The sequence below is a fragment of the Marinilabilia salmonicolor genome, from assembly GCF_003003035.1.
Taxonomy (GTDB): domain Bacteria; phylum Bacteroidota; class Bacteroidia; order Bacteroidales; family Marinilabiliaceae; genus Marinilabilia; species Marinilabilia salmonicolor_A.
Map to the genome: position 1 here is coordinate 136,339 of NZ_PVTS01000010.1, position 24,966 is coordinate 161,304.

Consider the following 24,966-nt stretch of genomic DNA (forward strand, 5'->3'; position numbering starts at 1 on the left):
CTTATTAGGTCGGATGGAACTCGCGATTCGTTTATACATGTCCTTAGATAGCTGACTTAGGAAGTCATAGCTGTATCCTCGTTTCATTCGGGAGAAAGTGCAGAAAAACAGATTTTAAACTGCTTTCTGCGTCATTCTCCTGATTCATCAATACCTCCCGGCAAGTTTCTGCATATTCTTTTTAATCAGATTTTCAGTCGTGCGCGCATAACGCTGCGTCATTTTGATATTAGAATGCCCCAGCGTTTTTGAAACCACCTCCAGCGGCATATCATTTTCCAATGCCACCGTTGTTGCAAAAGTGTGACGGGCAGTATGAGTGGAAATAGGCTTTTCAATGCCACAGAGGTCCGCAATTTCTTTCAGGTAGCTGTTCATCTTTTGGTTGCTCAAAACCGGCAACAATATGCCTTTATCCTGCAATTCCGGTTTGTTCTGGTATTTCTCCAGCAAACGTCGGGCAGCATCAATGACAAAAATGGTGCTCATCTGTTGGGTTTTTTGACGTTTCTTGTAAATCCAGAGAAACCCATCCTTATCTGTTGTCAGATGCTCCGGTTTGAGGGTTTTTACATCGGAAAATGCCAGTCCGGTGTAGCAGCAAAAGAGAAATATATCACGTACCTGATCAACGCGCTCAATGCGCAATTCCTTTTGGCGAATGGCCTCCAGTTCAGTGTCGGTTAAATAAACAGCATCCACCTGGTTCAATTTGAACTTTATGGAAGCAAACGGGTCTTTTTTCAACCAACCATTGGCCAGTGCAATTCTGACAATCTTTTTGAAGTTTTTCAGGTATTTAGTTGTGGAATTGTGTGCGCAATGGCGCACCGTTTTAAAATAGAGCTCATAATCCTTTACAAATTGCTGGTTGAGCTCGTCCAATGCCAAATCTTCACGTTTGTAACGCCAGCGGATAAAATCTTTGGTGTGCTTATAGCTGGTTTCGTATCTTTCAACAGTGCCTTTGGCAAAATCAATGCCCATTAATTTTCTTGCATTCTCGTTGTGTTCCCTGAAAACGCTGAGAATAGTGCGCTTTTGTTCTTTCTTTCCCAGAAGTTTCTCCTGCAACAAACGAGGGGTAACTTCTATTTCTTCATAGGCCAGGTACTCCATAATGGAGGCTATGCGCTTTTTGAAATGATCTAAAGAAGCGTTGATGGCCTCCGCTTCGGGGGCATTCTTTCTAACCTTTTGCTGGATGTCGCTCCAATGTTTCGGGCGGATGGTTTTTTTGGCAGCAAACTCTGTCCGCTCCTGATTGATGGTGATTCTGACAAAAATGGCGGCTTCACCATTCTTAAGCAATTTTGTCCTTTTAATAAAGAACAGGATTTTGACGTGTTCAAGTCCTCTCATAACAGCTAATTTTTGAGGTTAAAACTAATGCTATGAGTTCATTTTTGAAGTTTCTGAAAGGCAGCAATACAGGGCGATTGAACGCAGTCTAGGACCGTTTCTGGTAGACTAAAATTTGATTTATAAAGTCCACCAGAAGTCCACCAGAAAAGTGCGTTTTTTAGCGTTTTATTGCACCGTTGTGCACATAAAAAAACCCTGTAAGTGTTGACTTACAGGGTTTTACTTCTTTTTACTTAGTTACTCAGCGGAGAGTGAGGGATTCGAACCCTCGATACCCTTTTGAGGTATACACACTTTCCAGGCGTGCGCCTTCGACCACTCGGCCAACTCTCCTAAAATACTGCACGGGAGGAGAGGCTCGAACTCCCGACACCTGGTTTTGGAGACCAGTGCTCTACCAACTGAGCTACACCCGTGTATTTTAGCGTTTGTGCGGTGCAAAAATAGTTTTTTTGTAGCATACCACCCAACGTTTCTGCCGATATTTTTTCAACATAATTTCAAGCTTTTGACAATCAAGTTTTTTAACCTTAAAACACCTCCCCTTTTAAACTCAATCAACCTTTCAAATGTTTTATCTTCGGTAAATTCAGAGATCCATGCAAAATATTTTTTCAATTTTAGCTTGCTATTTTTTCATTCAGGCATTTGTTTTGCTGAATATACCATGTTAATTTAGCTACCTTTGCCGGAATACAAACTTTTGGCATAAGAAATGCATTAAATAATTGAGATAAAAATCAAAAACAGATACCGATGAACTCTAGAAAACTCATTTTACCCGTTTTACTATTGATGATTATTGCAGCCTGTAACCCCTTGAAACAGGTACAGGGATATCAAAGCAGTATGAGTCAGGCCTACGAGACTAAGGATTATCCGGGAGTATTGACGGCATACAATCAGCTTGAAAAATACCATCAAACCAAAGAGAGCAATGTCAAACCTGAATATCTGAAGATGGCCGGGCAGGCAGCCATGGAGATGGAGAACTACACCAGAGCAGAAGAAATTCTATCCCGGAATGTTGAACAAACCGGAGATATTAAAGCAGTGGAAATGCTGGCCAATATTTATGAAAAGACGGGCAAAGACGACAAAGAATACCATTTGTGGACAGAGTATTACGACAAGCTGGAATCGGAAGAGAAAAAGGCTGAAGTTTCGCAAAAACTCTTTGCATTCGAGATGAAACGTAAAGAATATGAGAAAGCACTGGAACGGGCGAAAAGGATGCCTTCATTAACCGACCCCAGATTTATGTTCATGCGCGTAGAAGCGCTGGATGCAACCGGAAAAGAAGAAGAAGCACGAGAAATCAACAACAAGATACTGGAAAGGAACCCGAATTTTAAACCGGCAATGAAATGGAAAGCCATGGACATCACGGAGAGAGCCGAAAACTGGTACAGGGCAGAAATGACCAAATACAATAAAGATCAAAATTATACAGCCTATGTTTACCTGAAGCGGGAATTAAAGAAAATTTCCTCCATGTTTCGTCAGAGCCGGGAACTTTTCGAGAAGCTGCACGCCGAAGATCCTGACAACCAGCAATACATCAGATACCTGAAGAACATCTACCTGAGACTGGATATGCAGGAAGAGGCGTCCAAAATGGATATGTTGCTGGAAAATCAGCGATGAATTGGAGAATAGAGGTTGGTGAATAGAAGTTAGAGAATAGAGAATAGAGAATAGAGGTTTTTACCGGATACCGATAAAAAAGGCTGTTGAGACAAGGATCGCAACAGCCTTTTTTCTTAGAAACAGAATGATCCTCTATCCTATTCCATAATCTTTGCCATAGTTCTCTACCACAAAGTCAATATCCTTATCACCACGACCGCTCAAATTGACCAAAACAGATTTGCGTGGATCTTTTTGAGCAAGTTTAATTGCATAGGCCACAGCATGCGCACTCTCAAGGGCGGGGATAATTCCTTCCAGTCTGCTGAGCTCAAAGAAGGCATCAATGGTTTCCTGATCGGTCACCATATCATAGTGCACACGGCCAATATCTTTCAACATACTATGCTCAGGTCCGACACCGGGATAATCTAATCCGCTGGCCACTGAATAAACCGGACTGGGATTTCCTTCCTCATCCTGAAGCAGATAACACTTAAATCCATGAATCGTTCCGGGTTTTCCCTGTAACATGGTCGCGGCATGATCACCGGTTTTCAGGGAACGTCCTCCGGGTTCCACCCCGTAAAGATCCACCTCTTCATCATTCATAAATCCGGAAAACATCCCCATAGCATTACTACCGCCTCCCACACAGGCAACCACACTGTCGGGCAATTCACCCGTCATTTCCAGAAACTGCTCGCGGGCTTCAATGCCTACCACATGCTGAAAATCGCGTACCATCATCGGGAAGGGATGCGGACCGACCACGGAACCAATGCAGTAGATTGAATTCACAGGATCTTGCACATAGGCTTCAAAAGCTGAATCCACGGCCTCTTTCAGTGTTTTTAAACCTTTGGATACCGGAACAACTTTTGCCCCCAGAATATCCATACGCACCACATTGGGATGCTCCTTGGCAATATCCACCTCGCCCATGTGGATCTCACACTCCAAGCCAAAATAGGCTGCAGCAGTAGCCAATGCCACTCCATGCTGACCGGCTCCGGTTTCGGCAATCAGTTTTTTCTTGCCCATATACTTGGCCAGCAAAGCTTCACCCATACAGTGATTCAACTTGTGCGCACCACTGTGGTTCAGATCCTCTCGTTTCAGGTAAATGCGACCTCCATACTTCTCGGATAACCTGTTGCAATAATAGACAGGCGTAGGACGGCCCTGATAATGCTTACGAATGCTTCGGAGCTCCGAAATAAAATTGTGTGATTTACTGATGGCATAATAAGCATCGGTAATCTTTTTCATCTCTTCGTCCAAAGCAGGAGGCAAAAAAGCACCACCATACTCTTTGTAGAATCCCTCTTTGTCGGGAAATTTTTTAAAGTAATTTTCTGGCATAACGGTGATATTAAATATACAAATTCATTGAAATACACAAATCTTTCAAGCAACTGACCTTGGCAGGTAAGCCTAAAAACCAGATTGTTTTATCGAAAATCGTCTCTGTTTGAATCTCACGCGCGCAGCAAGTGAGATGAGTTTTGACGATTTCGATGAAAGAACCGTAGTTTTTAGAGCGAAAGCTGGCTCAGTCTTGAATTATTGCGTCTAGCGAAAGCAGTGTCAAACTTGTTTGAACAATGCTGAGCGTAGCAATAATCATGTTAATAAGTTCTTTGCCTACTTTCTTGTATCAAGACAAGAATTGGAGCGCAGCGGAAATCATGAACGCTAAAAGACATTATATCGTGAACTAAAGTAGGTCAGGGTTTAAGGGATGAAATCCCTTTTACCAAAACAAAAAAACCGCAGGTGGTAAAGCCTGCGGTTTCTTTGTTGATATTGTTGCACACAAATTGACGGCTGTCCCACCTGTTATGAGTCCAGTTCGCGCCACCAAATATGTGAATGATTGTTGTTCATGTTACTATTTGTTATCAAAACTGTGTGCAAGATATTAATTTGTTTTAAAAACACAAAACAATTATTGCTTTAGTAATTCTGACACGTTAGAAAATTTTCCATCATTGGGTGCAGGTTCAATATTTAATAATTTACATACAATGTTATACACTTCAATGTTCTGAAAAGACTTACATTCAATTCCGGAATTAAACGAGGGCCCAATACCGTAAAATATTCCATGCATATCTTTATTTAAAAACGAATATCCATGAGTCCCCCCGTTTACAAATTGAGATGAATCCATATACACACCCCAACCCTTTTTTGCGCAAACAACTAATGAAGAAATATTTTCATTAGTGCCGTATTGCAAAGTATCCGGAACATCATTTTTTTTCCAAACATTAATTCCTTCAATTCCTGAGAGTAAAGAAAAAACTGAATCCTCATACATTTCTTTGGATTCAACAAGAAAGAAAGGATTATTTCCATAAACGTTCTCAAGCAACGATGGCGGAATATGGTCTTTCAACGCTACCGATTTCTCCTTTGTTACTTGTCCCATTCCATGATCGGAGACAATTATTAAATCGATAAAATCTGCAATGACAAGTCTATTCTTTTTTAAACAAAAAACGCCAAGTAAACTGTCAATTCGCTCCACAACTTTCCTGGTTTGTTTTGATTCTGGTCCAAATAGATGTCCTGATTTATCAGGCTGTTCAAAATAAAAACTAATTAAATGAGGTCTTTCATTAGCAGGAAACTGAAGCCAGCTTATCACTGAATCAATTCGCTGTTCAAATGAGATTGAACTATCAAAGGCTTTCCAAATATCCGGTTGTTTTCCTTTAATTTTGGTCTCTGATCCGATCCAATAATAAGATGCAGTTATAATACCATGGTTACTGGCAGTTACCCAAAATGGTTCACCGGAATAAAACCGTGAATCCTGAACGGCATACCTGTCAGAAACTTTATATATCCTGTCAATTTCCGAATTATAAAAATTATTACCAATTATTCCATGGTGATTAGGAAATAACCCTGTAGCAATAGAGTAATGATTAGGGAAAGTCTTTGAAGGAAAGCAAGGCATCAGACTTTGAGCCTTAACACCATTTGCAGCAATGGAATCCAAAACAGGGGTATTATAAATATCACTATAATCCCAGCGAAAACCATCCAAAGAGAGTATAATCACATACCTTTCACTATTTTTTGCATTTGCACCAATTCCCAAAAAACACAATTGAAATATGATTGCTGTCAGGAAAATACGTTTCATATAAAAGACTTAAAAAGGGGTTGGTATTTCCAACCCCTTTTTGTTTCTACTAAAATTTATACCGAACACCTATTTGGGCTTTCCATCTGGAACTAGTCAAACCTGAATCATCAATATTCCAGGGTTCATAATCACCGTCATGGTTGAAGCCATATGTTGGAGTTGTTCCATCTTCAGCAAAACCCTCAAAATCAATAATTGTTGAATTGCCATAAGACACATAGTACCGACGTCCCCAGTCTTTATTTAGCAGGTTACCTACGTTAAAAACATCAAAAGTAAACTGCAAAGTTTGTTTTGAGTCTTTTACATTCACCCATAAATCCTGAACAAACTTAAAATCAAAAATATGAGACATTGGCACCCGTGCTCCGTTTCTTTCAGCATATTGTCCCCTGCGCTCACTCAAATAGTCATCATTTTCAATAAACTGATTAAGTGCATTCCATTGTTCATCAGCCGTAGCTTCGTCAGCAAAAACAATCTCATCCTTTGATGCTGGTACATAAATTAAATTCCCAGCGTTCTCGCCTTCTCCATTAAGCCCCCCCCTGTCATTATAAGAATAACTATACGGCATACCACTCTGACCATTGTAGTAGAGACTGAAGGTGGATTTCAAATGATTTAGATATTCCACAGAGTAAGTAATGTAGCCATTAATCTTATGTCCCAGGTCAAAATCTGAACGACTTAGCTCCAAATTATTCAATCCATCAACAGATTCCATGTACCTCCATTGAGATGAATTCTGAGAAGAGGTAGCATCATTCATAGTCATGGAACGGCCATAAGTATAAGCTATACTTGCTGTTAATCCATTCTCAAAAGGTTTTTGAAGTTGAGCGGTAATGTTGTAGGAATATCCCTTATTGGTGTTTTTTCCCATCATTATCCTTGTATAGGCATCATCAATTTTCTCATTACTATAATAAGGACGATTATCTACTCCGGTAAGGTTATACTCTGGTGTAGGGGAAACATTTACGTTGTAATAAATTACATTATTCAACGTTTTTGAATACAGCATCTCAAGAGTACCAACTACGCCCCAGGGTAATTTTTGATCAATAGCCAGGTTGGCCCGAAATGTTTGGGGAAATTTAAAATCTTCGGTAAACAAATCAATTTGTCCACTGTACGGAAGGTCTTCCATACCAAAAGTGCTATTAGTATATTGATTTTGCCAGTCTGATTCAAATGGTATATCTGGTTCTGCGCCCGTCCAGTATGGACGTTGCTGATAAACGCCTCCAATTACAACTCCACTATTGGTATAAGATCCTCCTGGCCATACCAGAGGTAAACGAGAAGTAAAAATACCTACTCCTCCCCTTAACTGTGTCTGGTCGTCTCCCAAAAGATCATAATTAAACCCTATACGAGGGGATAACAGCACCTGCGACTTAGGCATTTCACCCGATTGAGCACCACCCAAATCCCAACCGGCAGCCTCCAACATCGGGATTGTAGAATTATTAAAATGCTCGTCTAGCGGAGGATCTGTAAGGAATAATGGCATGTCAGCGCGAATACCATAAGTCAGCTTAAAGTCTTCAGAAACCTGCCATTCATCCTGAATATACAATCCTAATTGAAGTAAATCAAAGTCAGCCGCAGCTTCAGATCCATCACCAATCACATCATCCACAAGTGAATAGCCTCGTTCGTATTGATAAGCCATCCCCGAGTTCATAAAATAATCCATATTTTCAAACCTGTACTCACCAAAAGCTTTTCGCATAAACAAGTTATATACACTTGCAAACTCATTGTTTGTACCTATGGTAATGGTGTGATCTCCTTTATAGAGCTGAAAATTATCTGTTACAGAAATCACATCCTGGTTAAGCTCATTGGCCGTTGAATACGGTTCCGAACCAAAATAGATAGTTCCATCGCCGTCATAGATTCTAACTGCCGGAAAATTTTGTCCTTTTGGATCACGGTCATCACGAACAAATGTTCCTGTAAGAATCAAGTCGTTGGAATAAGAATCAAAGTTGGATTTCAATTCAAGAGTAGTGGAGTTTGTTGTACTCGGAAAATACATGTAATTATTTGAAAAGCCAAGAGAATAGGAAGAAGATGCACTTGCATCGGTTAATTCGCTTTTGGTGTAGCTGTGGCGCAACATCATTTTATGGTTTTCATTGATGTTCCAATCCAGGCGTCCAAAAAGTTTAGTAGATTCAAGCTTTTTTTGCTTATTAAGGTACTCCCCAGGGTCATAACCATAATCTGATTCAAGTTTATTAACCAACGCATCCATGTCTGCTTGAGAAGCATCACCGATGTAATCATCAAAATCAAAAGGCAAAGGAGTTTCATCAGTCATTTTTTCTGCATTTGCAAAAAAGAACAGCTTGTTTTTTACGATTGGCCCCCCAAGACTGAGACCCTGCGTTTTATTTTCAAATGGATCAAGCTTTTTACGTTCTCTTTCTTCATCATCAGTAGGTGTTTTACCTGCCAGATTTTCATTGCGAAAAAGATAATAAGCTGTTCCATGAAAAGCATTAGTCCCCCTTTTGGTAACAGCATTAATGCTTGCACCGGCAAATCCTGACTGACGCACATCGTATGGAGCAATATTTACCTGAAACTGATCAATAATATCCATACTGATTGGGCTGGCTCCTGTTTGCCCACCATTTGTTCCTGATGCGGCCAATCCGAACACATCATTATTCACAGCACCGTCAATAAGAATTTGATTGTACCTGTTATTGATACCTGCTACAGTCAAAAAGCCTTCATCTCCGACTGATGCCTGTGGGGTAAGACGTGTAAAATCTGTAAGATCACGACCAACGGTAGGTAAAGAATTAATTTGATCATTTCCAACAACCGTTTCTGCACCAGTTCGGTTACCATCAAATATTTGATATTCTCCATTTACACTCCCCACAATATTCACTTCCTCCAGTGAAACACTTTCTTCCTTAAGTTCAATATTCACGTTTAAGGTTTGCCCCAAAGACAAGTAAATATCACTCATTGTATAAGGATGATAGCCTATAAATGACACTTTAAGAGTGTAAGGTCCTCCTACGTTCATATTTGGCAATCTATAAAAACCTTCAGCGTCTGAGACACCGCCATAATTTGATCCGCTGGGTTCGTGAACAATTACCACGTTTGCTGCAGGCAAAGGTTCTCCTTTTTCAGAGGTAATTCTTCCTGTGACTGAGGAGGTAGTCCCCCCCTGCCCCAAAACAAAATTTGCAAACAAACAAATAAAACCCATAAAAAATAACATGGATTTTAAAATAAGTTTTCTTTTCATAAGGCTTCTCTTTTAACAGTTTAAAATAAAATAAAGGTCTAAATCAAATTTGAACATTCATAGGTGTTTATTTAATCAACAAAATTACTGGTCTTTAAAACTTAAACTCGCTTTCAAATGAATGGGTTCGTACACAAAAGTGCGAAAAACCGACCAAACGGTCAGTATATTTTTTATTAATATTGTGTTAATTCCTTGTAAGAGGGTCAGGTTTGTTGATAAGGTCAATTTCAATTCTGAGAAACTCCGTCCCAATACATATCAAACACCATCCGAAAACGCTCTTCAAAGCATTTTCTGGGTTCCGGAAAACTCAGAAAATAATTGGCAGCAGCCCGGGTAAAAGAAAAATCAAAAAAGGTAATCATCTCCGGCGGATAAGCTTTCAGCATTCCCATATCCACTTTTTTCATTGTATTGGCCAGTGGCCCTTTCAGTGTTTCACCAACCGTACCCACCACCTCTTTGATATATGGGCTGGTTTCAAATATCACGATGTAATTAAATTTATGTGGATGCGTAATGAACCACTTCACAATGGATCCAAACACATTGAACGAGTATTCCCGAGCCGATTCTCCTTTGTATTCTGTTACACAGTTTTTTTCTATTTCAAACATCAGGACCTTATACAACTCTACGATCAATTCATCTTTGCTCTTAAAATAGTGATAAAAGGTACCTTTGGCAACCCTTGATTTTTTAACCACTTCATTTACAGAGGCGGAAAACCCCTTTTTCACAAAAAGCCTGGTGGCTTGTTTGTAGATGTTCTCTTTGGTACAGATTTTTGCCATCGGTTTGATTTCTGTTTGGGGTAAAAATAAAGAATTGGATAGTAGAAAATCCAATCGGATATAAATTTAGTAATTTGTTAACAATAAAGAAGAGGTTGGAGGCTGGAGGCTTGAAGATGGAAGATGGAAATTTGAGAATGAGGCTTCCATAAAAAAAATCGTCCCGTGCATCCACGAAACGATTTTTTCCATCAGAATATGTAAAATATATTCTTGAGTGTGGTATAAAAAGGTAGATTTTTGTCAAAATCAAGGCGTTTAAAATTTTTGTACCGGAGTTAACCCAATGTTAATGAGGATTCAAAAATTTTAAAGAACGAAGAGTTTGGCAATAAATATCCTTTTCAGACCGGGCTCATCCTTATTTTTCCAGTTCTTTCCATACCAGGGCACTGGCACCAACAATGGCAGCATCGCCCAATTTCAGTTTTGATGGCAGAATCTTAATCTTATCCTTGAAAATTGGCAATAAGTGGCGGTTCATACTCTCATAAGTTGGCTTGAAAATATAATCACCCGCAGCTGTGGGACCACCAAAGAGGAAAATAGCTTCAGGTGCAAGATGATGCACTGTATCAGCCAGTCCCTGACCAAGATAATCCCCTGTTTTCTGGAATACTTCAAGGGCAATTTTGTCTCCCTTTTCAGCAGCTTCATAAATCATCTTGGAGGTAAGTTCTTTATACGACTTATCAGCCAGCAAACTATCTTCCGCATTGTACTGTGCAATCAGTTCAAAAGCAGTACGCTTCATACCTGGAGCAGAACAATAAGCCTCAAGGTGGCCTAAAGAACCACACCCGCAAACCCGGCCACCAGGGATCAATGTTGTGTGCCCGCATTCTCCGGCAAAACCATCGTGCCCGTAAACCAGATCACCATTTACTATGATGCCGCTTCCAACACCTGTTCCGAGCGTGTACATCACAAAATTTTTCATCTCTTTGGCTCCACCATAGACCATCTCACCAATTGCAGCTGCGTTGGCATCATTAGTCAGTGCAATAGCATATGAATCTGGAAAATGCTTTTTAAGTCCATCCACCAGATGAACTACACCTTTGAAAGACAAATTGGGAGCATATTCGATGGTACCATTGTAATAGTTTCCATTGGGGGCACCCAAACCAATTCCCAAAATCTCGGTTTCTTCATTCATCAACTTCAAGGAATTAATCAATTCCTTAATTTCAGACGAAAGATCAGCCATATACTTATCAAAATCTCCGTGCTTGGGGGTATCGATGGTGCGATTTACCATCACATTCCCTTCCTGGTCAACAGCACCAATCACTGTATTAGTACCACCAATGTCTATTCCTATAGCAATTTTCTTCATTGATATAATTTTTTGAAAAAGTTAAAAAAGCCGGAAGGTCTTATCCATCCGGCTAATATTTAGTTTTAAAACAGTTCTATTCGGTACGAATAGCGTGTCCCTTCACAGCATAGAAGAAAATGTAAAGGTAACAAATCGCCGGAACAACGAATGCCCAGGTGTAACCAACGGTATCAGCAATTCCCCCCATAATTGGAGGAATAACAGCACCACCAACCACTAATGAGTTGATAATTCCTGAGGCAGAGGCCATTTCGCCTCCATCCAGGTCTCTTACTGCTAAAGAGAAAATATTGGGGAACATAATTGAGTTAAACAAACCAATTGAGATGATGGTCCACAAGGCCACCTGACCGGTTGTCAATGTTGTAATGAGCGCCAGCGAGGCTGCGACAATGGCAAAAACAGCCAGAGTGCGGGCCGCTTTTCCGGATCCTATCTGCATAATGATAAAGTTCACAAAAGCAACGCCCATAAAAATCAGACCTGCATTGAAATTCCATGAATCAAAAGTATAACCGTCGGCAGTAACAAAGGCACCTGACAGCAATGCTAAACCAAGTACGAGAACAACCAGTCCATATTTTTTGGCTTTGCTCTTCATGTCAGAAAACATGATGGCACCAAAGAAACGGCCAATCATGGCACCGCCCCAATAGATTGCTGCATAAGTGGAAGCAACTTCAGGATCAATACCTCCGGAATTTTTAAGATAATTCACGATCAAACCGGCGTTACCGACTTCGGCTCCCACATAGGCAAAGATTGCAAAAGCACCCAGCAATACATGCGGATATTGCCAAACACTTTTCTTAACACTCTCTTTTTTCTCCGAAACAATTACCGGAAGTTTAATTGTAAACAAGATAACCGCCACTGCAATTACAACAATTGCCATAGTAATGAAAGGCATTGGAACTCGCTCCGCAGCTGCAATACCATATTCTTTCGCACTCATCAGGCTTTCGCTCAGCCCACGGAAAATAGCAACGGAAATAATCCAGGGAGCAATCATGGTTGCAATGGAGTTCAAAGCCTGTGTCAGATTCAAACGGCTCGAAGCAGAACTTTCAGGTCCTAATGCTGTAACGTAAGGATTGGCAGCAACCTGAAGAAAAACAACTCCGGCAGCCAGGATGAAGGTGGCTACCAAAAACATTCCAAAAGAAACAATCTTGGCACTTGACCAAACATCTCCTGCTTCATTTAATCCTGAAGCCATTTGAGCAGCAGGCCAAAAGACCAAACTTCCCAATCCCATCAAAAGCAGTCCGAGAATAACCGTCCACTTATAGCCAATTTTGGTTACCAGCTTTCCCGAAGGAATGGAAAGTATCGGATAAGTAATAAAAAATGCTGATGACAATAACTGCGCGGCCCACTCGGGCAATCCAAAAATGGCTTTCACCGGTGCTGTCATCGTAACAATAAAGGTGGTCGCAAAACCAAAAATAAAGAAGACGGCACCGAATACACCCATGCCCAGTCCGTAATTACTGTTTTTCTGTTCCATAAGTTTTATTAAATTTTGTGTGTGAGTTTCTCAAATGCAATAATACCGCAAATTTGCTTTTTTTACAAAACTTAACAGCACTAAATTCAGGGTACACTAATTTTCAGAATACATGGCAAACTGCCATAAACCATCTCTATTAATGACACTTAACACGCTAACCATAAAAAAAATATTTTTTACCCTTCTTCATAGATCTCTTTAAATGTGGCTAATACCAATTCTTGTTTTAGGTTTTAGATCATAATTGTCCCAACCTTTTTCCAAAAGTGATTTCATCCCTTAAACCCGGAATTACTTTTTTGTTTTGACACAATGGTAATCAAAAAAATTATTTCATAATTCTTGCTGCACTCGACAGTATTTCAAGCAAGTCAATACGTTTAAAATATTTACTCTGGACAGAATAATTCTAAAACCAACAAAAAAGGGTGCATTTTCTCGATTCGAAAAAATGCACCCTTCAATTTCTTTTGTTAATTCCAAAAAAAATTATTCCTCTTCAACCCCGTACTCATAATCCACCTCTATTTGTGAATAAGGCATGGAGTAAAAGCTCTGGTTCTCAAAAATCAATTCTACTTCTTCAAGACTTTCAACCTGCAAGGGCTCCAATCTGAAACTCATTATACCCCTGTAAATCTCTTCCATATCATCTTCACGGGCATCGTGTCTTACCTGAAGATAGATTTTTGCAGGATCATCCGTTTGTTCATCCGGATCTTTTACCACATTGATGTAATGAACTTTACCATCTCCGTAAAATTGAAAATCAATGTTCAGAAAATCACCGCTTACCCACACTTCATTGATGTATATCTGATCATCACCAATCGTGTCGCGGTTCTCTTCATTCAACTCAATCACATCTTTGAGTCTCACCTCCTGAACGCTGTAAACATCTACCAGATAATCGTAAGTTGTATTCTCTTCATTTAACTCACTTACCGAATACTGAATCATCACCCGCTGTTCTTCTTCAAAATCAAAGCTTGCTGGATAATTATCCAACTCCAGCAACAATTCTGAATCTGTCAAAACACGAATCTCATCCGTTTCACCCATTTTTACAATACCCATTTCCAGATAACGCATGGGGGTCGATTCATTATCATCATCGAGACAGGAAGTAAAACCAACTCCAAAAAACAAAGCGATGAATAAACCAAAAAGATACTTTCTCATAATTCTCTCCTCTGAAAAATTTAAACAATAAAATAATTCAACAACTTTAACCATGCCTGTGCAGTGGATATTATCATAGACTAACAGCCACAATCACCTGCATTTTCAAAAGAAAGATGAAAAAGAAAACAGAAGGTTGCGTTAAGAAAATTTATTTTTCCAGGTAGGTTACCTCCAATTCCAGAACCCGGGGCGTATAATCCTGACGCGACCAGAGGCTGGAGGAGATGAATACCCATGCCTTGGAACCATAGGTCATATTTGTGACAGCATAATTCAGGCCCGAAAAAACCCCGCTGTAAACATCTGTCTCACCGGCAGTAAAAACCAATGGCTCAGGCCTTTCATAGTTGGATTGATCGATGTATAACCCGGGTGTATCTGTTGAGTCTCGTGCAATCACATAATAAACATATCGAATGCCTACTTTTTTACCTACTTTTACGGTATCATCCGTTCCTTCCCTGGTTTCAAAAAATACATACCCCAAAGAATCAAGATAATTAAGAGTCCTTCCGGTCTCAACAACAGTGTCGTTTACAAAAATATCCAAATACTCATCCATCAATTCCTGCTCTTCACGGATCATCTCTTTTGTATTGATTCGGTATCCTTCGTCACAAGCATTCATTAAAACACTTCCGGCAATCAGGCTGATCAGGATCAGCAGGTTCAGAACATTTCGCTTCATGTGGTTATTGCTTATTATTATATTTTACAAATTAAGTTATTTTTAAAGAACACTATAGTGTAAAGCCCCATAATTTCCCAAACAAATTTTTGTGCTGCTTTATTTTTTCCGGGTTAAGCTATTTCGTAATAGTAAGGTTTATTGCACTTAACATCATAATCACCTGACTCATAACAAAATCCGGAGATTTATCTGACATCGGTGACATAAACATCATATAGAATGATGGCCCGGGCCGGTATTTCAGCATCATCACCTATCAATCCATGTGCCAGGTGAGGTGGCATGATAAACCGGGCACGACTGCCTTCTCTGAGCAACAATACTCCCTCTTCCAAACCGGACTCAACTCCTCCGCGGCCGACCAAAAATTCACGAGGTCCACTATCATTTGAATCATAACAAACCGTTCCGTTCAGCAATCTTATGCGGTAATCTATCTGAACCGTTTGCCCGGATTCAATGAGTGGACCCTCTCCCGGTTCATCAATGATATACCACAATCCGCTGCCGGTAGTTTTCATATCAATATTCACAGAATCCAGATAGTTTTTGATTTTATCCTGTTCGCGTGAAACCAACGAGCGATTAATGTTAATATACGTTTCAATCGGGATTTCTGTATTTTTCCCTTTTTCGTTTCTGTTTTGCGATCCGGAACAACTGCTGATAAGCATCATAGAAAACAAAACCAGCATTTTAGGTATAAATGGAAATAATCTCATTTGCTTTTTATTTTGTGAACAAATTCCGGTAGTGTATCTCTGAAACGTTGAATCGCTTCCTCAAGTGTACCATGCCATTCACCTCCTGCGGCATTTACATGCCCGCCACCGGAAAAAAACTGTTCCGAGTAACTGTTTACAGGTACTTCATCCCTTGACCGAAAAGAAACTTTCACAAATTTATCCTTTTCTTTCTCGGTAAACATTGCAGAAACACCAATTCCTTTGATTCCCAACGGATAATTCACAAATCCTTCGGTATCTCCGGGCTGATAATTATGCTTCTCAAGGTCGTCCAAAGACAAAGAGATAAACGCAGCACCGTTTTCTTCCATCAGCTCCAGTTTATTACAAAGAACGTGCCCAAGAAGACGCATCCGCCCCAAAGAGTTGCTTTGAAACAATTCTTTATGAATCAGACTTTTATCAACGCCCTTCCCCACCAGATCGGCAACTGTCAGATAGGTTCGGGGGTTGGAAGAGTTGTAACTCAACACCCCGGTATCGGTTATTATGCCTGCATAAAAACATTCTGCTGCCTCCAGCGAAATGTGCTGATTCCACTCCAAAGCATTTATCAGGTGAAAAGACAACTCGCAGGTCGATGAAACCGAAACTTCACTAAAAAGTACGTCGGCAATGCCCTCTTCAGGATCCGGATGATGATCAATCATCACACGGGGAACGGTCACTTCTGCCAGATCATCAGCCAAATCCCCTGTTCGTTTCACGTTGTTAAAGTCAAGAAACATCAGTAAATCTGCTTCTGACAGGGCGGTCAGAACATTTTTACGATTGTGCTCATGAACCAAAATATCTGATGCGCCATGCATCCAGCCAAGATTCCCGGGTACTTCATCAGGAACTACCACGGTGGCCTTCTTTCCGAGCTTGTGAAATAAATTCCACCAACCCAGAATACTACCAATCGCATCTCCATCAGAGTTTTTGTGAGGTATCAAAACTATGGAAGAAGCATTATTTATCAATTCCCTGAATCGGGATAAGTGTTCGTTGTTAAAATCCATCGGCATTAGTTACAGATAAAATGCAAAGGTAATAAATTACCGTCCTTACCGAAAAATTACTATTTTTATTAAAAAACAAGATTATGAAGAAAGGAACCTTTACACTTACCATGATTAAACCCGTAGCGGTTAAGGAACATCATGTGGGAGACATTTTAAGCCACATCGAACATGCCGGCTTTCGCATCATTGCACTGAAAATGACCCAAATGCCCAAAGAGAAAGCAGAGGTTTTTTACGAAGAACATAAAGACAAACCCTTTTTTAACGAACTGGTGACTTTTATGAAGTCCGGTCCGGTAGTCGCGGCCATTCTGGAAAAAGAAAATGCAGTGGCCGATTTCAGAAAACTGATTGGATCCACCGACCCCGTGGAAGCGGAAGAAGGCACCATCCGAAAAATGTTTGCAAAATCAAAAACGCACAATGCCATACATGGTTCGGACAGTGACGAAAATGCCATGCGTGAAGCATGGTTCTTCTTCAGTGAAATGGAGCAATTCAGCTGATTTTACCTGATAGGTGGTGTTCCCCGTTTGGTGGTAATAATTACAACTCCGTTTTGTGCATCGGGGCCATATTTCTCAACCGCTTTTTCGCCTTTCAACACCCTTACTGACTTTACATTATAGTGAGGGACTTTGATGTATGCTTTAGCAATTTTGTCGTCAATGACAAAAAGAGGCATCTGTTCCGTAAGGCCATTTTTCCGGAGGGTTTGCATGAAAGCTCGTTCTTCCTCTGACAAGGTAAACTTAACGGGAATACGAACCCGCGAATCGACCTCTTGTCCGTTTTTTTGTGCCGGCTTCCAATCCTGCATCAACCTTGCCAGGCGCAATGCTTCACTATCCAGCAGAGGATCCACACCATTGATGATTTCAGGTTCCATCAACTTTCCGTCAGAGGTAACAACAGCCTCCAGAAGAACGGTACCTTCAATCATCTCAAGGCGGGCTTCATCCGGATACTTCATGTACTTCTCATGAAAAGAAGCAATGTTTCTGGGCTTCCCTTTAAACTTAGCCTCTTTATCAACATCCTGAGCCACAGTTTCTGATTGAGAAAAAGAAACAGATGCCATACTCAGAAAACAAAACATCAATGTGCCGGTAAGTAATTTGATTTTTTTCATGACGGTAGGTATTAAAATTAGGTTTGATCAAAAATCATCAATAATTATACCAAAACAATTGTAAAGATCATTGCCGAAACAAAATAAAAACAACAAATTTGCGGGATTAATCAGGTACATCCATGCAAATAGTAACAAAAAGCCTTTTCAAACTTCATTTGGTAGTCTTCATATACGGATTCACTGCCATTTTGGGGAAACTCATCACTCTGGATGCCATCCAGCTGGTATGGTACCGCATGTTGATTGCATTCCTTGCATTAGGGGTGTTGCTTCAAATGAGAGGCCGGAAATTATCGGTGGACCGGAAAACGGTTGTCCAACTCATTGGCATTGGCTTTGTAGTTGCCTTTCACTGGATTACCTTTTTTCATGCCATCAAAATAAGCACCATTTCTGTTGCCCTTGGTTGCCTGGCTTCCACCACACTATTTACCAGCCTTTTGGAGCCTGCATTGGTCCGCAGGCCACTAGTATGGATCGAAGTAGTTACGGGAGTACTTATTATTGCGGGCTTGTATATGATTTTTCAGTTCGAGCCCGATTACATCACCGGAATCATAACGGCCCTTATCTCGGCTTTTCTGGCCGGGTTATTTACGGTACTGAACAAAGTAATGATTGCCAGACACCGACCGCTGGTAATAAGTTTTTACGAAATGGGCGGTGGTTTTGCGGGAATTACCTTATACATGCTTTTTAGCGGCACTTTCGAAGCCGGTCTCCAACTCCCCGTCTGGAGCGACTGGTTATTTCTATTGTTGCTGGGCGTAGTTTGTACGGCCTATGCTTTTGCCGAGAGTGTAAAAGTGATGGATGTACTTTCGGCTTATACCGTGGTACTGACAATCAATCTGGAACCCATATACGGAATTTTACTTGCATTTGTCTTTTTTGGAGAATCAGAGCTTATGTCCGGAGGTTTTTACCTGGGCACACTGACCATCCTGGCAGCAGTATTTCTATTTCCAGTTTTAAACCGAAAATTCATTAAAAAAAGAAAAGCCCCCAAAATGCCCCGGGATTAAAATCACAAACAACAAAAAGCTAATGAGCAATCTGATTGCGGGCCTCCAACAGTTGAGCCATTGCCTTTTCAATAACTTTTCTGGAGGAAGCCACGTTCAGACGCTGAAAGTTTGATCCCTGACTTCCGAATGTCGGCCCGTAATTAAGTCCGAGGCCTGCTTTTTCAACCATAAACTTCCTCAACTGTGCATCTGACATTCCCCAGGCTGTGAAATCAAGCCACATCAGATAGGTCGCTTCGGGTTTATGAATCTGTACCTCAGGCATATTCTCCTCCGCAAAATCCATTACATAGTCGATGTTTCCCCTGATGTATTCCAATAGAGCATCCAGCCAGATCTCTCCGTCTTTGTAGGCCGCTTTCAGCGCTTCAGCACCAAACATATTACCGGTAAAAAGATGAGAGCTCTGCAAAATTTTTTGCATTCCCTTTCTCAGCTTTTCATTGGGTATGATAATGTAAGAAGTGTTCAATCCGGCAATATTAAAAGTCTTACTGGGCGCCATGCAGGTAATGGTATTCTCAGCCAATTCGGGACTGATGGAAGCCAGAGGAATATGAGGCTGATCTCCATGCACCAGATCTGCATGTATCTCATCCGAAACAATCAGCACATTATTTTTTTGGCAAACAGCTCCCAGGGTAGTCAGTTCTTCCCTGCTCCATACTCTGCCAACCGGATTGTGTGGATGACACAAAATCAGCATTTTCACATCGTTGGAAGAAGTAATCTTATCCAAATGTTCAAAATCCATCCGGTATCCCTTTTGGGTATTCAGCAGCGCATTTTCTTCAATCACTCTTCCGTGATCCTTCACCACATCAAAAAACGGTGGATATACGGGCGGTTGGATAACCACCTTATCGCCTTCATTGGTAAAGGTCTGAATGGCCATTATCAAAGTGGGAACCACTCCCGGCATGAACTCCACCCATTCGCGTGAAACATGCCACCTATGCCTCTTTTTCTGCCACTCCACTATGCGCTGAAAAAATTCCTCATCCCTATTGGTATATCCGTACAAAGGATGAGCAGCCCTTTTCCGGATGGCCTCTACAACCTCTTGCGGAGCTTTAAAATCCATATCTGCCACCCACAAAGGAATCACCTCATTGGTGCCAAACAAACGTTCTCTGAACTCCAGTTTAAGGGCATTTGTGCCACTTCGGTCAATTATTTTATCAAAATTCATTTCTCTCTTTTTTATCATCAAAAATATCTGTGCCGGTAATATAACAAAAAAGACACCCACCCCCAAAGGCGTAGATGTCTTTTGATATTATTGGCAACTTAGCCTCTCTTATTGGTCGCTTTACGACCAATAAGAGAGAAGGCGTAGCGGATACCTCTAACCCCAGGGCGTTGCCCCAGGCTATTGCTCTCAGGCTTTTAGCCTGATTATACCTTACCAGTCTTATGTATAAGGCAGGGCTAAAAACTTACTATTCGGTAATATTAAATGAGATTGTTTTTACCGGAGCAGTATTGCCAGCAGCATCAATTAGTTCTACAGTCAATGTGTAAATTCCTTCTTTACTATCACCTGGAATTTTGCCAAAATACTCTTCGTTAAAAGAATAGCTATCACCTGTTGTAATAGAAATCCCTACAGGATCAGAACTCCATGGTTCATCATCAATACTTTTTAAAATGCTCAAAGAGAAAGTGCACGAATCCAAAGCAACATTATCGGTAAATTCACCTGAAATAAAAAAATCACGAGCTGTTTTACTATAGGAACCATTTTCTTCAGGAGTAGTGATCACTATCACCGGATTCTCAGTATCCACGGGTTCTTCCTTGTTGTCATCATCATCACCACCACAGGCAACAAATCCAAACGATACCATAAAAGTCATTAAAAACAACAGGGGATTTAAACGGTTCATTTTCATAAAACAAAGATTATTAATTTCAAATTATTTGGATTTATATTCCTGATAAACAGCCTCAATACCTTCCTCAAGCGAAATAGATGCTTTAAAGCCCAGATTATTCAATCTGGAAACATCAAGTAACTTCCTAAAGGTACCGTCCGGCTTGGTCTCATCCCACGCTAACCTACCTTCGAAACCGGTAATTTTCTGTACAAGAGCAGCCAGTTCCGCAATGGACTGATCCTCTCCCACTCCAATATTTATATGTGTGTTTCTAACCTCATTAAGACCCCGCTCTTTTACGATGTCTTTAAAACTAACCTGCTCCATCAAAAAGATACAGGCTCGTGCCAAATCTGTGGAATGCAAGAATTCTCTGCGCGGTGTTCCTGAACCCCAGAGCTTCAGTTCCACTGTATTATCAGCTTTAAATATACCAAATTTTTCCAAAGCATCCGTAAGTTCATCATCATTTCCGTTCACTTCCACACCTTCTACGGGATTCACCTTAAAATCGTTACGAATGCCTTCAAAATCATTGTTCATCAACATTCCCGCCAAGTGCATTTTCCGTATCAGAGCCGGTAAAACATGAGAACCCAACAAATTGTAATTGTCATTGGGGCCATATAAATTGGTGGGCATAACGGAAATAAAATCGGTTCCGTACTGCAGGTTATAGGATTCACACATTTTCATTCCCGAAATCTTGGCAATGGCATAAGGCTCATTGGTATATTCGAGCACATCGGTAAGCAAATGTTCCTCTTTCATGGGCTGGGGACAGGCTTTGGGGTAGATGCAAGAGCTACCCAAAAACAAAAGTTTTCTGACCCCGGACTTCCATGAAAAATGGATGATATTATTCTGAATCTGCGTATTTTGATAAATAAATTCGGCACGATAGGTATCATTAGCCAAAATGCCTCCCACCCGGGCGGCTGCCAGAAAAACATATTCCGGTTTTTCTGTTTCAAAGAAATCCTCCACCTCTTTTTGATTCAGAAGATCAAGTTCTGTCCTGGAACGAAGAAGCAGATTGTGATAACCGGAAGCCTCCAGTTCACGCCTGATGGCCGATCCTACAAGTCCCCGATGTCCTGCAATAAATATCTTACTGTTTTTATCCATTATTCGTAATAGTTGAGCGTTTGATATCCACCATCATTCAAAAACTTATCCCGCTTCATGAGTTTCAGGTCACTTTCCATCATATCCTCTACCAGACCTTTCAAATCATACTCCGGCTCCCAGCCCATCTTCTCTTTGGCTTTTGTGGGATCTCCAATCAGCAACTCCACTTCGGTAGGCCGGAAGTACCGCGGATCAACCTCAACCACACATTTGCCTTTTTCCAATTGATATTCAGGATTATTGCAAGCAACTACATAACCCTTCTCTTCAACTCCATCACCTTTAAACGCCACCTCTATACCTGCTTCAGCAAAGGCGAGTTTCACAAACTCACGTACTTCGGTAGTAACACCGGTAGCCACCACAAAATCCTCCGGTTTATCCTGCTGAAGCATCAGGTACATCGCTTTCACATAATCTTTGGCATGCCCCCAGTCACGCTTAGCCGACAGGTTACCGAGAAATATCTTGTCCTGCAAACCCAATGCTATACGAGCTGTGGCTCTTGTGATTTTTCGGGTCACAAAAGTCTCCCCCCGGATAGGGGACTCATGGTTAAACAAAATACCGTTGCAGGCATACATATCATAAGCCTCACGATAATTTACCGTAATCCAGTAACCATAAAGTTTAGCAACCGCATAAGGTGAACGTGGGTAGAAAGGAGTCCGTTCTGTTTGAGGAACTTCCTGAACCATTCCGTACAACTCACTGGTGGAAGCCTGATAAAACCTGGTCTTTTTTGTCAATCCCAAAAGGCGAATGGCTTCCAGAATTCTCAGGGTGCCTATTCCATCGGCATTGGCAGTATATTCAGGAGTATCAAAACTTACCTGAACATGCGACATGGCTGCAAGGTTATAAATCTCATCTGGTTGAATCTCCTGAATGATGCGTATCAGATTCGTGGAATCGGTAAGGTCGCCATAATGCAGAAAGAAGTTACGGTGCTCCACATGAGGATCCTGATACAAATGATCAATACGATCGGTATTAAACAGAGAACTGCGTCTCTTAATTCCATGAACGATATACCCCTTTTTCAGAAGAAATTCCGAAAGATAGGCGCCATCCTGTCCCGTAATACCGGTAATGAGTGCTACTTTTGCCATCGCTTATATAGATTATGTAAGTTTCTGTTTAAAAAGTTACAAATTTACAACAATTAAGCAACTCTCCCATAAAATAAGCAGATAGAAATCAACTTGCTTTATACATAAAACAGGTACGATGTAAACAGGCTGAAAGCCTGAGAGCAATATCCCAGGGCAACACCCTGGGTTTTGAGGTATTCCTCATTCCCCCTCTCATTATTGGTGGCGTCGCGACCAATAATGAGAGAGGGGTGGGTGTTTCAATTTTCCTGGGGCGTTGCCCCAGGCTATTGCTTAAAGACCTTCGGCCTTAAAAAACGCAACAATATTATGTATTCCTCTAAAAGGAAAAGCCTCGCTTTTGGGAGGACTGCTTTATTCATCCGTATAAAATTAATTTCTCAAGGTCGGATGGAACTCGCATGCAAGAACTTATACATATTCTTTGGGGGCAACCATTGCCATGCTCGTTTCATTCTTTTAAAATTGGCCATAGTTTAAAATAATGTTATTGCAATTAGAGATTGTCTCGGGCGTTGCCCTCGCAATGAACAAACTAAGATGCTCAATGTAAAAACTCTGGGAAAAGTTATTCGTTGAGCAGGTGCGGCGGATTCTTTCGTGGGAAAGCGGCAAAGCCGAAGCCGATCCGCCGTTTTATCTTAAACGGAGGATTGGCGCTCAGCCTTGCTGCTTTGCTTGCCAAAGAATCCTCCGCACCTAATCTGCTCATTGCGAGGGTTTATCCCGAAGCAATCTCTGAATGTAGTTATTTGAAACTATACCCACTTAAAAACATCATGCCCGTTTCATTTTTTCCCCGACAAATTCTCCCAATACCAATGAATTGCCTCTTTAAGTCCGTCACCTACTTTAAACAACGGTTCATAACCTAAGAGTGTTTTCGCTTTTTTCACTGAAGCCAGTGAGTGAGGGACATCCCCTGCTCGTTCAGGACCATAGTGAATGCTCACATCAGCTATTTTACCATCATACTCCGCAAGCAAATTCTTCAAGTGACCAATCAATTCGTTCAGGGAAGTTCGCTCGCCACAAGCCACATTGTAAACCGTGTTCACCGCTTCCGGCGCCTCTACTAAAGCCGCAAGTTCATTGGCCTGAACAACATTGGCCACAAAGGTAAAATCACGCGAAAAGGTACCGTCTCCGTTAATTACGGGGGACTTACCGTCAATCAGTGCACTCACAAATTTGGGAATTACAGCAGCATAAGCCCCGTTGGGATCCTGCCTGGGGCCAAAAACATTGAAATACCGAAGTCCGATTAATTCCATTCCATAGAGCTTGCCAAAAACATCGGCATACAATTCATCCACATATTTGGTTATGGCATAAGGAGAAAGCGGCTTGCCAATTTTATCTTCAACTTTAGGCATCACCTCACTGTCGCCATAAGTTGACGAACTTGCAGCATAAACAAATCGTTTCACCCCGGCATCTCTTGCTGCCACCAGCATATTCAGAAAACCACCCACATTCACATCGTTGGAAGTGATGGGATCATTGATGGAACGTGGGACACTCCCCAGTGCAGCTTCATGCAGAACAATCTCCACTCCTTCCACCGCTTTTCGGCAATCCTCAAGATTCCTGATATCTCCCTCAAGCAGTGTAAATGCAGAATTTTCTTTAAATGGAGCAATATTCTCAGGTTTCCCGGTGGAGAAATTATCCAGACAGGTAACTTGATTCTCCTGTTGCAGCAACTTTTCAATAATATTGGACCCAATAAATCCGGCTCCACCGGTTACCAATACTTTTTTTTGTCTTATTTCTCTCATTTTTAAAATTTTCCATTAAACTCTGACAAATTTCCAAAAAAAAAGCGGCAAATGCCGCTTTTTTTTATTTCATCCGTATAAAATTTACTTATTATGGCCGGATGGAACTCGCAATCCTTTTATACATGCTCTTTTGTGGCAAGTTTGAGGAATCAAAGTTCCATGCTCGTTT

General features: G+C 41.0%; 21 protein-coding genes and 2 tRNA genes. 3 read left to right on the forward strand and 20 right to left on the reverse strand.

All coding sequences use genetic code 11. From position 1 onward, the window contains the following. Window positions 1–147 precede the first annotated feature (147 nt). The 3 genes from BY457_RS11695 to BY457_RS11705 all read right to left on the reverse strand — a co-directional run bounded on the left by BY457_RS11695 (window position 148) and on the right by BY457_RS11705 (window position 1,781). Complete coding sequence (locus BY457_RS11695; RefSeq protein WP_106153510.1) at window positions 148–1,362, reverse strand: site-specific integrase; 1,215 nt, start codon at window positions 1,360–1,362, stop codon at window positions 148–150. 248 nt (window positions 1,363–1,610) lie between these two features. Then, window positions 1,611–1,698 (reverse strand) — tRNA-Ser (locus BY457_RS11700). 10 nt (window positions 1,699–1,708) lie between these two features. Then, window positions 1,709–1,781: transfer RNA gene (locus BY457_RS11705), tRNA-Trp, on the reverse strand. Window positions 1,782–2,121: 340 nt separating this feature from the next. Between BY457_RS11705 and BY457_RS11710 the strand changes: the two genes are divergently transcribed. Then, window positions 2,122–3,012 (forward strand): tetratricopeptide repeat protein, encoded by an 891-nt coding sequence (locus tag BY457_RS11710; protein WP_106153511.1) that lies wholly within the window; start codon window positions 2,122–2,124, stop codon window positions 3,010–3,012. A 135-nt stretch (window positions 3,013–3,147) separates the two neighbouring features. On the opposite strand, the gene trpB is transcribed toward BY457_RS11710, so the two are convergent. From trpB to BY457_RS11760, 10 genes are all read right to left on the reverse strand, one after another. Then, window positions 3,148–4,359, reverse strand: a complete 1,212-nt coding sequence (gene trpB, locus BY457_RS11715) for a tryptophan synthase subunit beta (RefSeq protein WP_106153512.1) — start codon at window positions 4,357–4,359, stop codon at window positions 3,148–3,150. A 586-nt stretch (window positions 4,360–4,945) separates the two neighbouring features. Continuing rightward, window positions 4,946–6,154 (reverse strand): alkaline phosphatase family protein, encoded by a 1,209-nt coding sequence (locus tag BY457_RS11720; protein WP_106153513.1) that lies wholly within the window; start codon window positions 6,152–6,154, stop codon window positions 4,946–4,948. A 49-nt stretch (window positions 6,155–6,203) separates the two neighbouring features. After that, the gene (locus BY457_RS11725) at window positions 6,204–9,443 is read right to left on the reverse strand and encodes a TonB-dependent receptor (RefSeq protein ID WP_106153514.1); all 3,240 of its coding nucleotides are present in this window, start codon (window positions 9,441–9,443) and stop codon (window positions 6,204–6,206) included. 230 nt (window positions 9,444–9,673) lie between these two features. Continuing rightward, complete coding sequence (locus BY457_RS11730; protein WP_106153515.1) at window positions 9,674–10,240, reverse strand: TetR/AcrR family transcriptional regulator; 567 nt, start codon at window positions 10,238–10,240, stop codon at window positions 9,674–9,676. 361 nt (window positions 10,241–10,601) lie between these two features. After that, a complete protein-coding gene (locus BY457_RS11735) occupies window positions 10,602–11,579 on the reverse strand; it encodes an ROK family protein (protein ID WP_106153516.1) in 978 nt (325 codons plus the stop codon). A gap of 76 nt (window positions 11,580–11,655) precedes the next feature. Then, window positions 11,656–13,092 (reverse strand): MFS transporter, encoded by a 1,437-nt coding sequence (locus BY457_RS11740; RefSeq protein WP_106153517.1) that lies wholly within the window; start codon window positions 13,090–13,092, stop codon window positions 11,656–11,658. 492 nt (window positions 13,093–13,584) lie between these two features. Beyond that, window positions 13,585–14,277, reverse strand: coding sequence for a NigD1/NigD2 family lipoprotein (locus tag BY457_RS11745; protein ID WP_258176712.1), 693 nt, complete (start codon window positions 14,275–14,277; stop codon window positions 13,585–13,587). Between the two features lie 151 nt (window positions 14,278–14,428). After that, the gene (locus BY457_RS11750) at window positions 14,429–14,968 is read right to left on the reverse strand and encodes a hypothetical protein (protein WP_106153519.1); all 540 of its coding nucleotides are present in this window, start codon (window positions 14,966–14,968) and stop codon (window positions 14,429–14,431) included. A gap of 188 nt (window positions 14,969–15,156) precedes the next feature. Continuing rightward, window positions 15,157–15,693: an FKBP-type peptidyl-prolyl cis-trans isomerase gene (locus BY457_RS11755; RefSeq protein WP_106153520.1), complete on the reverse strand. Its 537-nt coding sequence runs from the start codon at window positions 15,691–15,693 to the stop codon at window positions 15,157–15,159. Then, window positions 15,690–16,721: a DHH family phosphoesterase gene (locus BY457_RS11760; protein WP_106153521.1), complete on the reverse strand. Its 1,032-nt coding sequence runs from the start codon at window positions 16,719–16,721 to the stop codon at window positions 15,690–15,692. The genes BY457_RS11755 and BY457_RS11760 overlap by 4 nt, the downstream gene beginning before the upstream one ends. Before the next feature lie 83 nt (window positions 16,722–16,804). Between BY457_RS11760 and ndk the strand changes: the two genes are divergently transcribed. Next, window positions 16,805–17,230, forward strand: a complete 426-nt coding sequence (gene ndk, locus BY457_RS11765; protein ID WP_106153522.1) for a nucleoside-diphosphate kinase — start codon at window positions 16,805–16,807, stop codon at window positions 17,228–17,230. Window positions 17,231–17,232: 2 nt separating this feature from the next. On the opposite strand, the gene BY457_RS11770 is transcribed toward ndk, so the two are convergent. Further along, on the reverse strand, window positions 17,233–17,856 hold the full coding sequence (locus tag BY457_RS11770; RefSeq protein WP_106153523.1) for an energy transducer TonB: 624 nt from the start codon (window positions 17,854–17,856) through the stop codon (window positions 17,233–17,235). Window positions 17,857–17,978: 122 nt separating this feature from the next. On the opposite strand from BY457_RS11770, the gene BY457_RS11775 reads away from it, so the two are divergent. Beyond that, complete coding sequence (locus BY457_RS11775; protein WP_106153524.1) at window positions 17,979–18,884, forward strand: DMT family transporter; 906 nt, start codon at window positions 17,979–17,981, stop codon at window positions 18,882–18,884. A gap of 19 nt (window positions 18,885–18,903) precedes the next feature. On the opposite strand, the gene BY457_RS11780 is transcribed toward BY457_RS11775, so the two are convergent. From BY457_RS11780 to BY457_RS11800, 6 genes are all read right to left on the reverse strand, one after another. Continuing rightward, a complete protein-coding gene (locus BY457_RS11780; RefSeq protein ID WP_106153525.1) occupies window positions 18,904–20,079 on the reverse strand; it encodes a MalY/PatB family protein in 1,176 nt (391 codons plus the stop codon). 250 nt (window positions 20,080–20,329) lie between these two features. Further along, window positions 20,330–20,782, reverse strand: coding sequence for a DUF4625 domain-containing protein (locus tag BY457_RS11785; RefSeq protein ID WP_106153526.1), 453 nt, complete (start codon window positions 20,780–20,782; stop codon window positions 20,330–20,332). Between the two features lie 24 nt (window positions 20,783–20,806). Beyond that, a complete protein-coding gene (locus tag BY457_RS11790) occupies window positions 20,807–21,895 on the reverse strand; it encodes a GDP-L-fucose synthase family protein (protein WP_106153527.1) in 1,089 nt (362 codons plus the stop codon). After that, a complete protein-coding gene (gene gmd / locus BY457_RS11795; protein WP_106153528.1) occupies window positions 21,895–23,010 on the reverse strand; it encodes a GDP-mannose 4,6-dehydratase in 1,116 nt (371 codons plus the stop codon). Before gmd ends, BY457_RS11790 begins: the two co-directional genes overlap by 1 nt. 571 nt (window positions 23,011–23,581) lie before the next feature. Continuing rightward, window positions 23,582–23,725, reverse strand: coding sequence for a hypothetical protein (locus BY457_RS19035; RefSeq protein WP_181256467.1), 144 nt, complete (start codon window positions 23,723–23,725; stop codon window positions 23,582–23,584). A gap of 76 nt (window positions 23,726–23,801) precedes the next feature. Beyond that, entirely contained in the window at window positions 23,802–24,794 is a 993-nt protein-coding gene (locus BY457_RS11800) for an SDR family oxidoreductase (RefSeq protein ID WP_106153529.1), read from the reverse strand. Between the last annotated feature and the right edge of the window lie 172 nt (window positions 24,795–24,966).

Excerpts from the sequence above, each read along its gene's own strand:
- BY457_RS11800 (WP_106153529.1), bottom strand. The coding sequence starts at position 24,794 with ATGAGAGAAATAAGACAAAAAAAAGTATTGGTAACCGGTGGAGCCGGA.
- BY457_RS11755 (WP_106153520.1), bottom strand. The coding sequence starts at position 15,693 with ATGAGATTATTTCCATTTATACCTAAAATGCTGGTTTTGTTTTCTATG.
- BY457_RS11780 (WP_106153525.1), bottom strand. The coding sequence starts at position 20,079 with ATGAATTTTGATAAAATAATTGACCGAAGTGGCACAAATGCCCTTAAA.
- BY457_RS11730 (WP_106153515.1), bottom strand. The coding sequence starts at position 10,240 with ATGGCAAAAATCTGTACCAAAGAGAACATCTACAAACAAGCCACCAGG.
- BY457_RS11720 (WP_106153513.1), bottom strand. The coding sequence starts at position 6,154 with ATGAAACGTATTTTCCTGACAGCAATCATATTTCAATTGTGTTTTTTG.
- BY457_RS11725 (WP_106153514.1), bottom strand. The coding sequence starts at position 9,443 with ATGAAAAGAAAACTTATTTTAAAATCCATGTTATTTTTTATGGGTTTT.
- BY457_RS11735 (WP_106153516.1), bottom strand. The coding sequence starts at position 11,579 with ATGAAGAAAATTGCTATAGGAATAGACATTGGTGGTACTAATACAGTG.
- BY457_RS11695 (WP_106153510.1), bottom strand. The coding sequence starts at position 1,362 with ATGAGAGGACTTGAACACGTCAAAATCCTGTTCTTTATTAAAAGGACA.
- BY457_RS11710 (WP_106153511.1), top strand. The coding sequence starts at position 2,122 with ATGAACTCTAGAAAACTCATTTTACCCGTTTTACTATTGATGATTATT.
- BY457_RS11770 (WP_106153523.1), bottom strand. The coding sequence starts at position 17,856 with ATGAAAAAAATCAAATTACTTACCGGCACATTGATGTTTTGTTTTCTG.
- BY457_RS11740 (WP_106153517.1), bottom strand. The coding sequence starts at position 13,092 with ATGGAACAGAAAAACAGTAATTACGGACTGGGCATGGGTGTATTCGGT.
- BY457_RS11760 (WP_106153521.1), bottom strand. The coding sequence starts at position 16,721 with ATGGATTTTAACAACGAACACTTATCCCGATTCAGGGAATTGATAAAT.
- gmd (WP_106153528.1), bottom strand. The coding sequence starts at position 23,010 with ATGGCAAAAGTAGCACTCATTACCGGTATTACGGGACAGGATGGCGCC.
- BY457_RS19035 (WP_181256467.1), bottom strand. The coding sequence starts at position 23,725 with ATGAGCAGATTAGGTGCGGAGGATTCTTTGGCAAGCAAAGCAGCAAGG.
- ndk (WP_106153522.1), top strand. The coding sequence starts at position 16,805 with ATGAAGAAAGGAACCTTTACACTTACCATGATTAAACCCGTAGCGGTT.
- BY457_RS11745 (WP_258176712.1), bottom strand. The coding sequence starts at position 14,277 with ATGAGAAAGTATCTTTTTGGTTTATTCATCGCTTTGTTTTTTGGAGTT.
- BY457_RS11790 (WP_106153527.1), bottom strand. The coding sequence starts at position 21,895 with ATGGATAAAAACAGTAAGATATTTATTGCAGGACATCGGGGACTTGTA.
- BY457_RS11750 (WP_106153519.1), bottom strand. The coding sequence starts at position 14,968 with ATGAAGCGAAATGTTCTGAACCTGCTGATCCTGATCAGCCTGATTGCC.
- BY457_RS11785 (WP_106153526.1), bottom strand. The coding sequence starts at position 20,782 with ATGAAAATGAACCGTTTAAATCCCCTGTTGTTTTTAATGACTTTTATG.
- trpB (WP_106153512.1), bottom strand. The coding sequence starts at position 4,359 with ATGCCAGAAAATTACTTTAAAAAATTTCCCGACAAAGAGGGATTCTAC.
- BY457_RS11775 (WP_106153524.1), top strand. The coding sequence starts at position 17,979 with ATGCAAATAGTAACAAAAAGCCTTTTCAAACTTCATTTGGTAGTCTTC.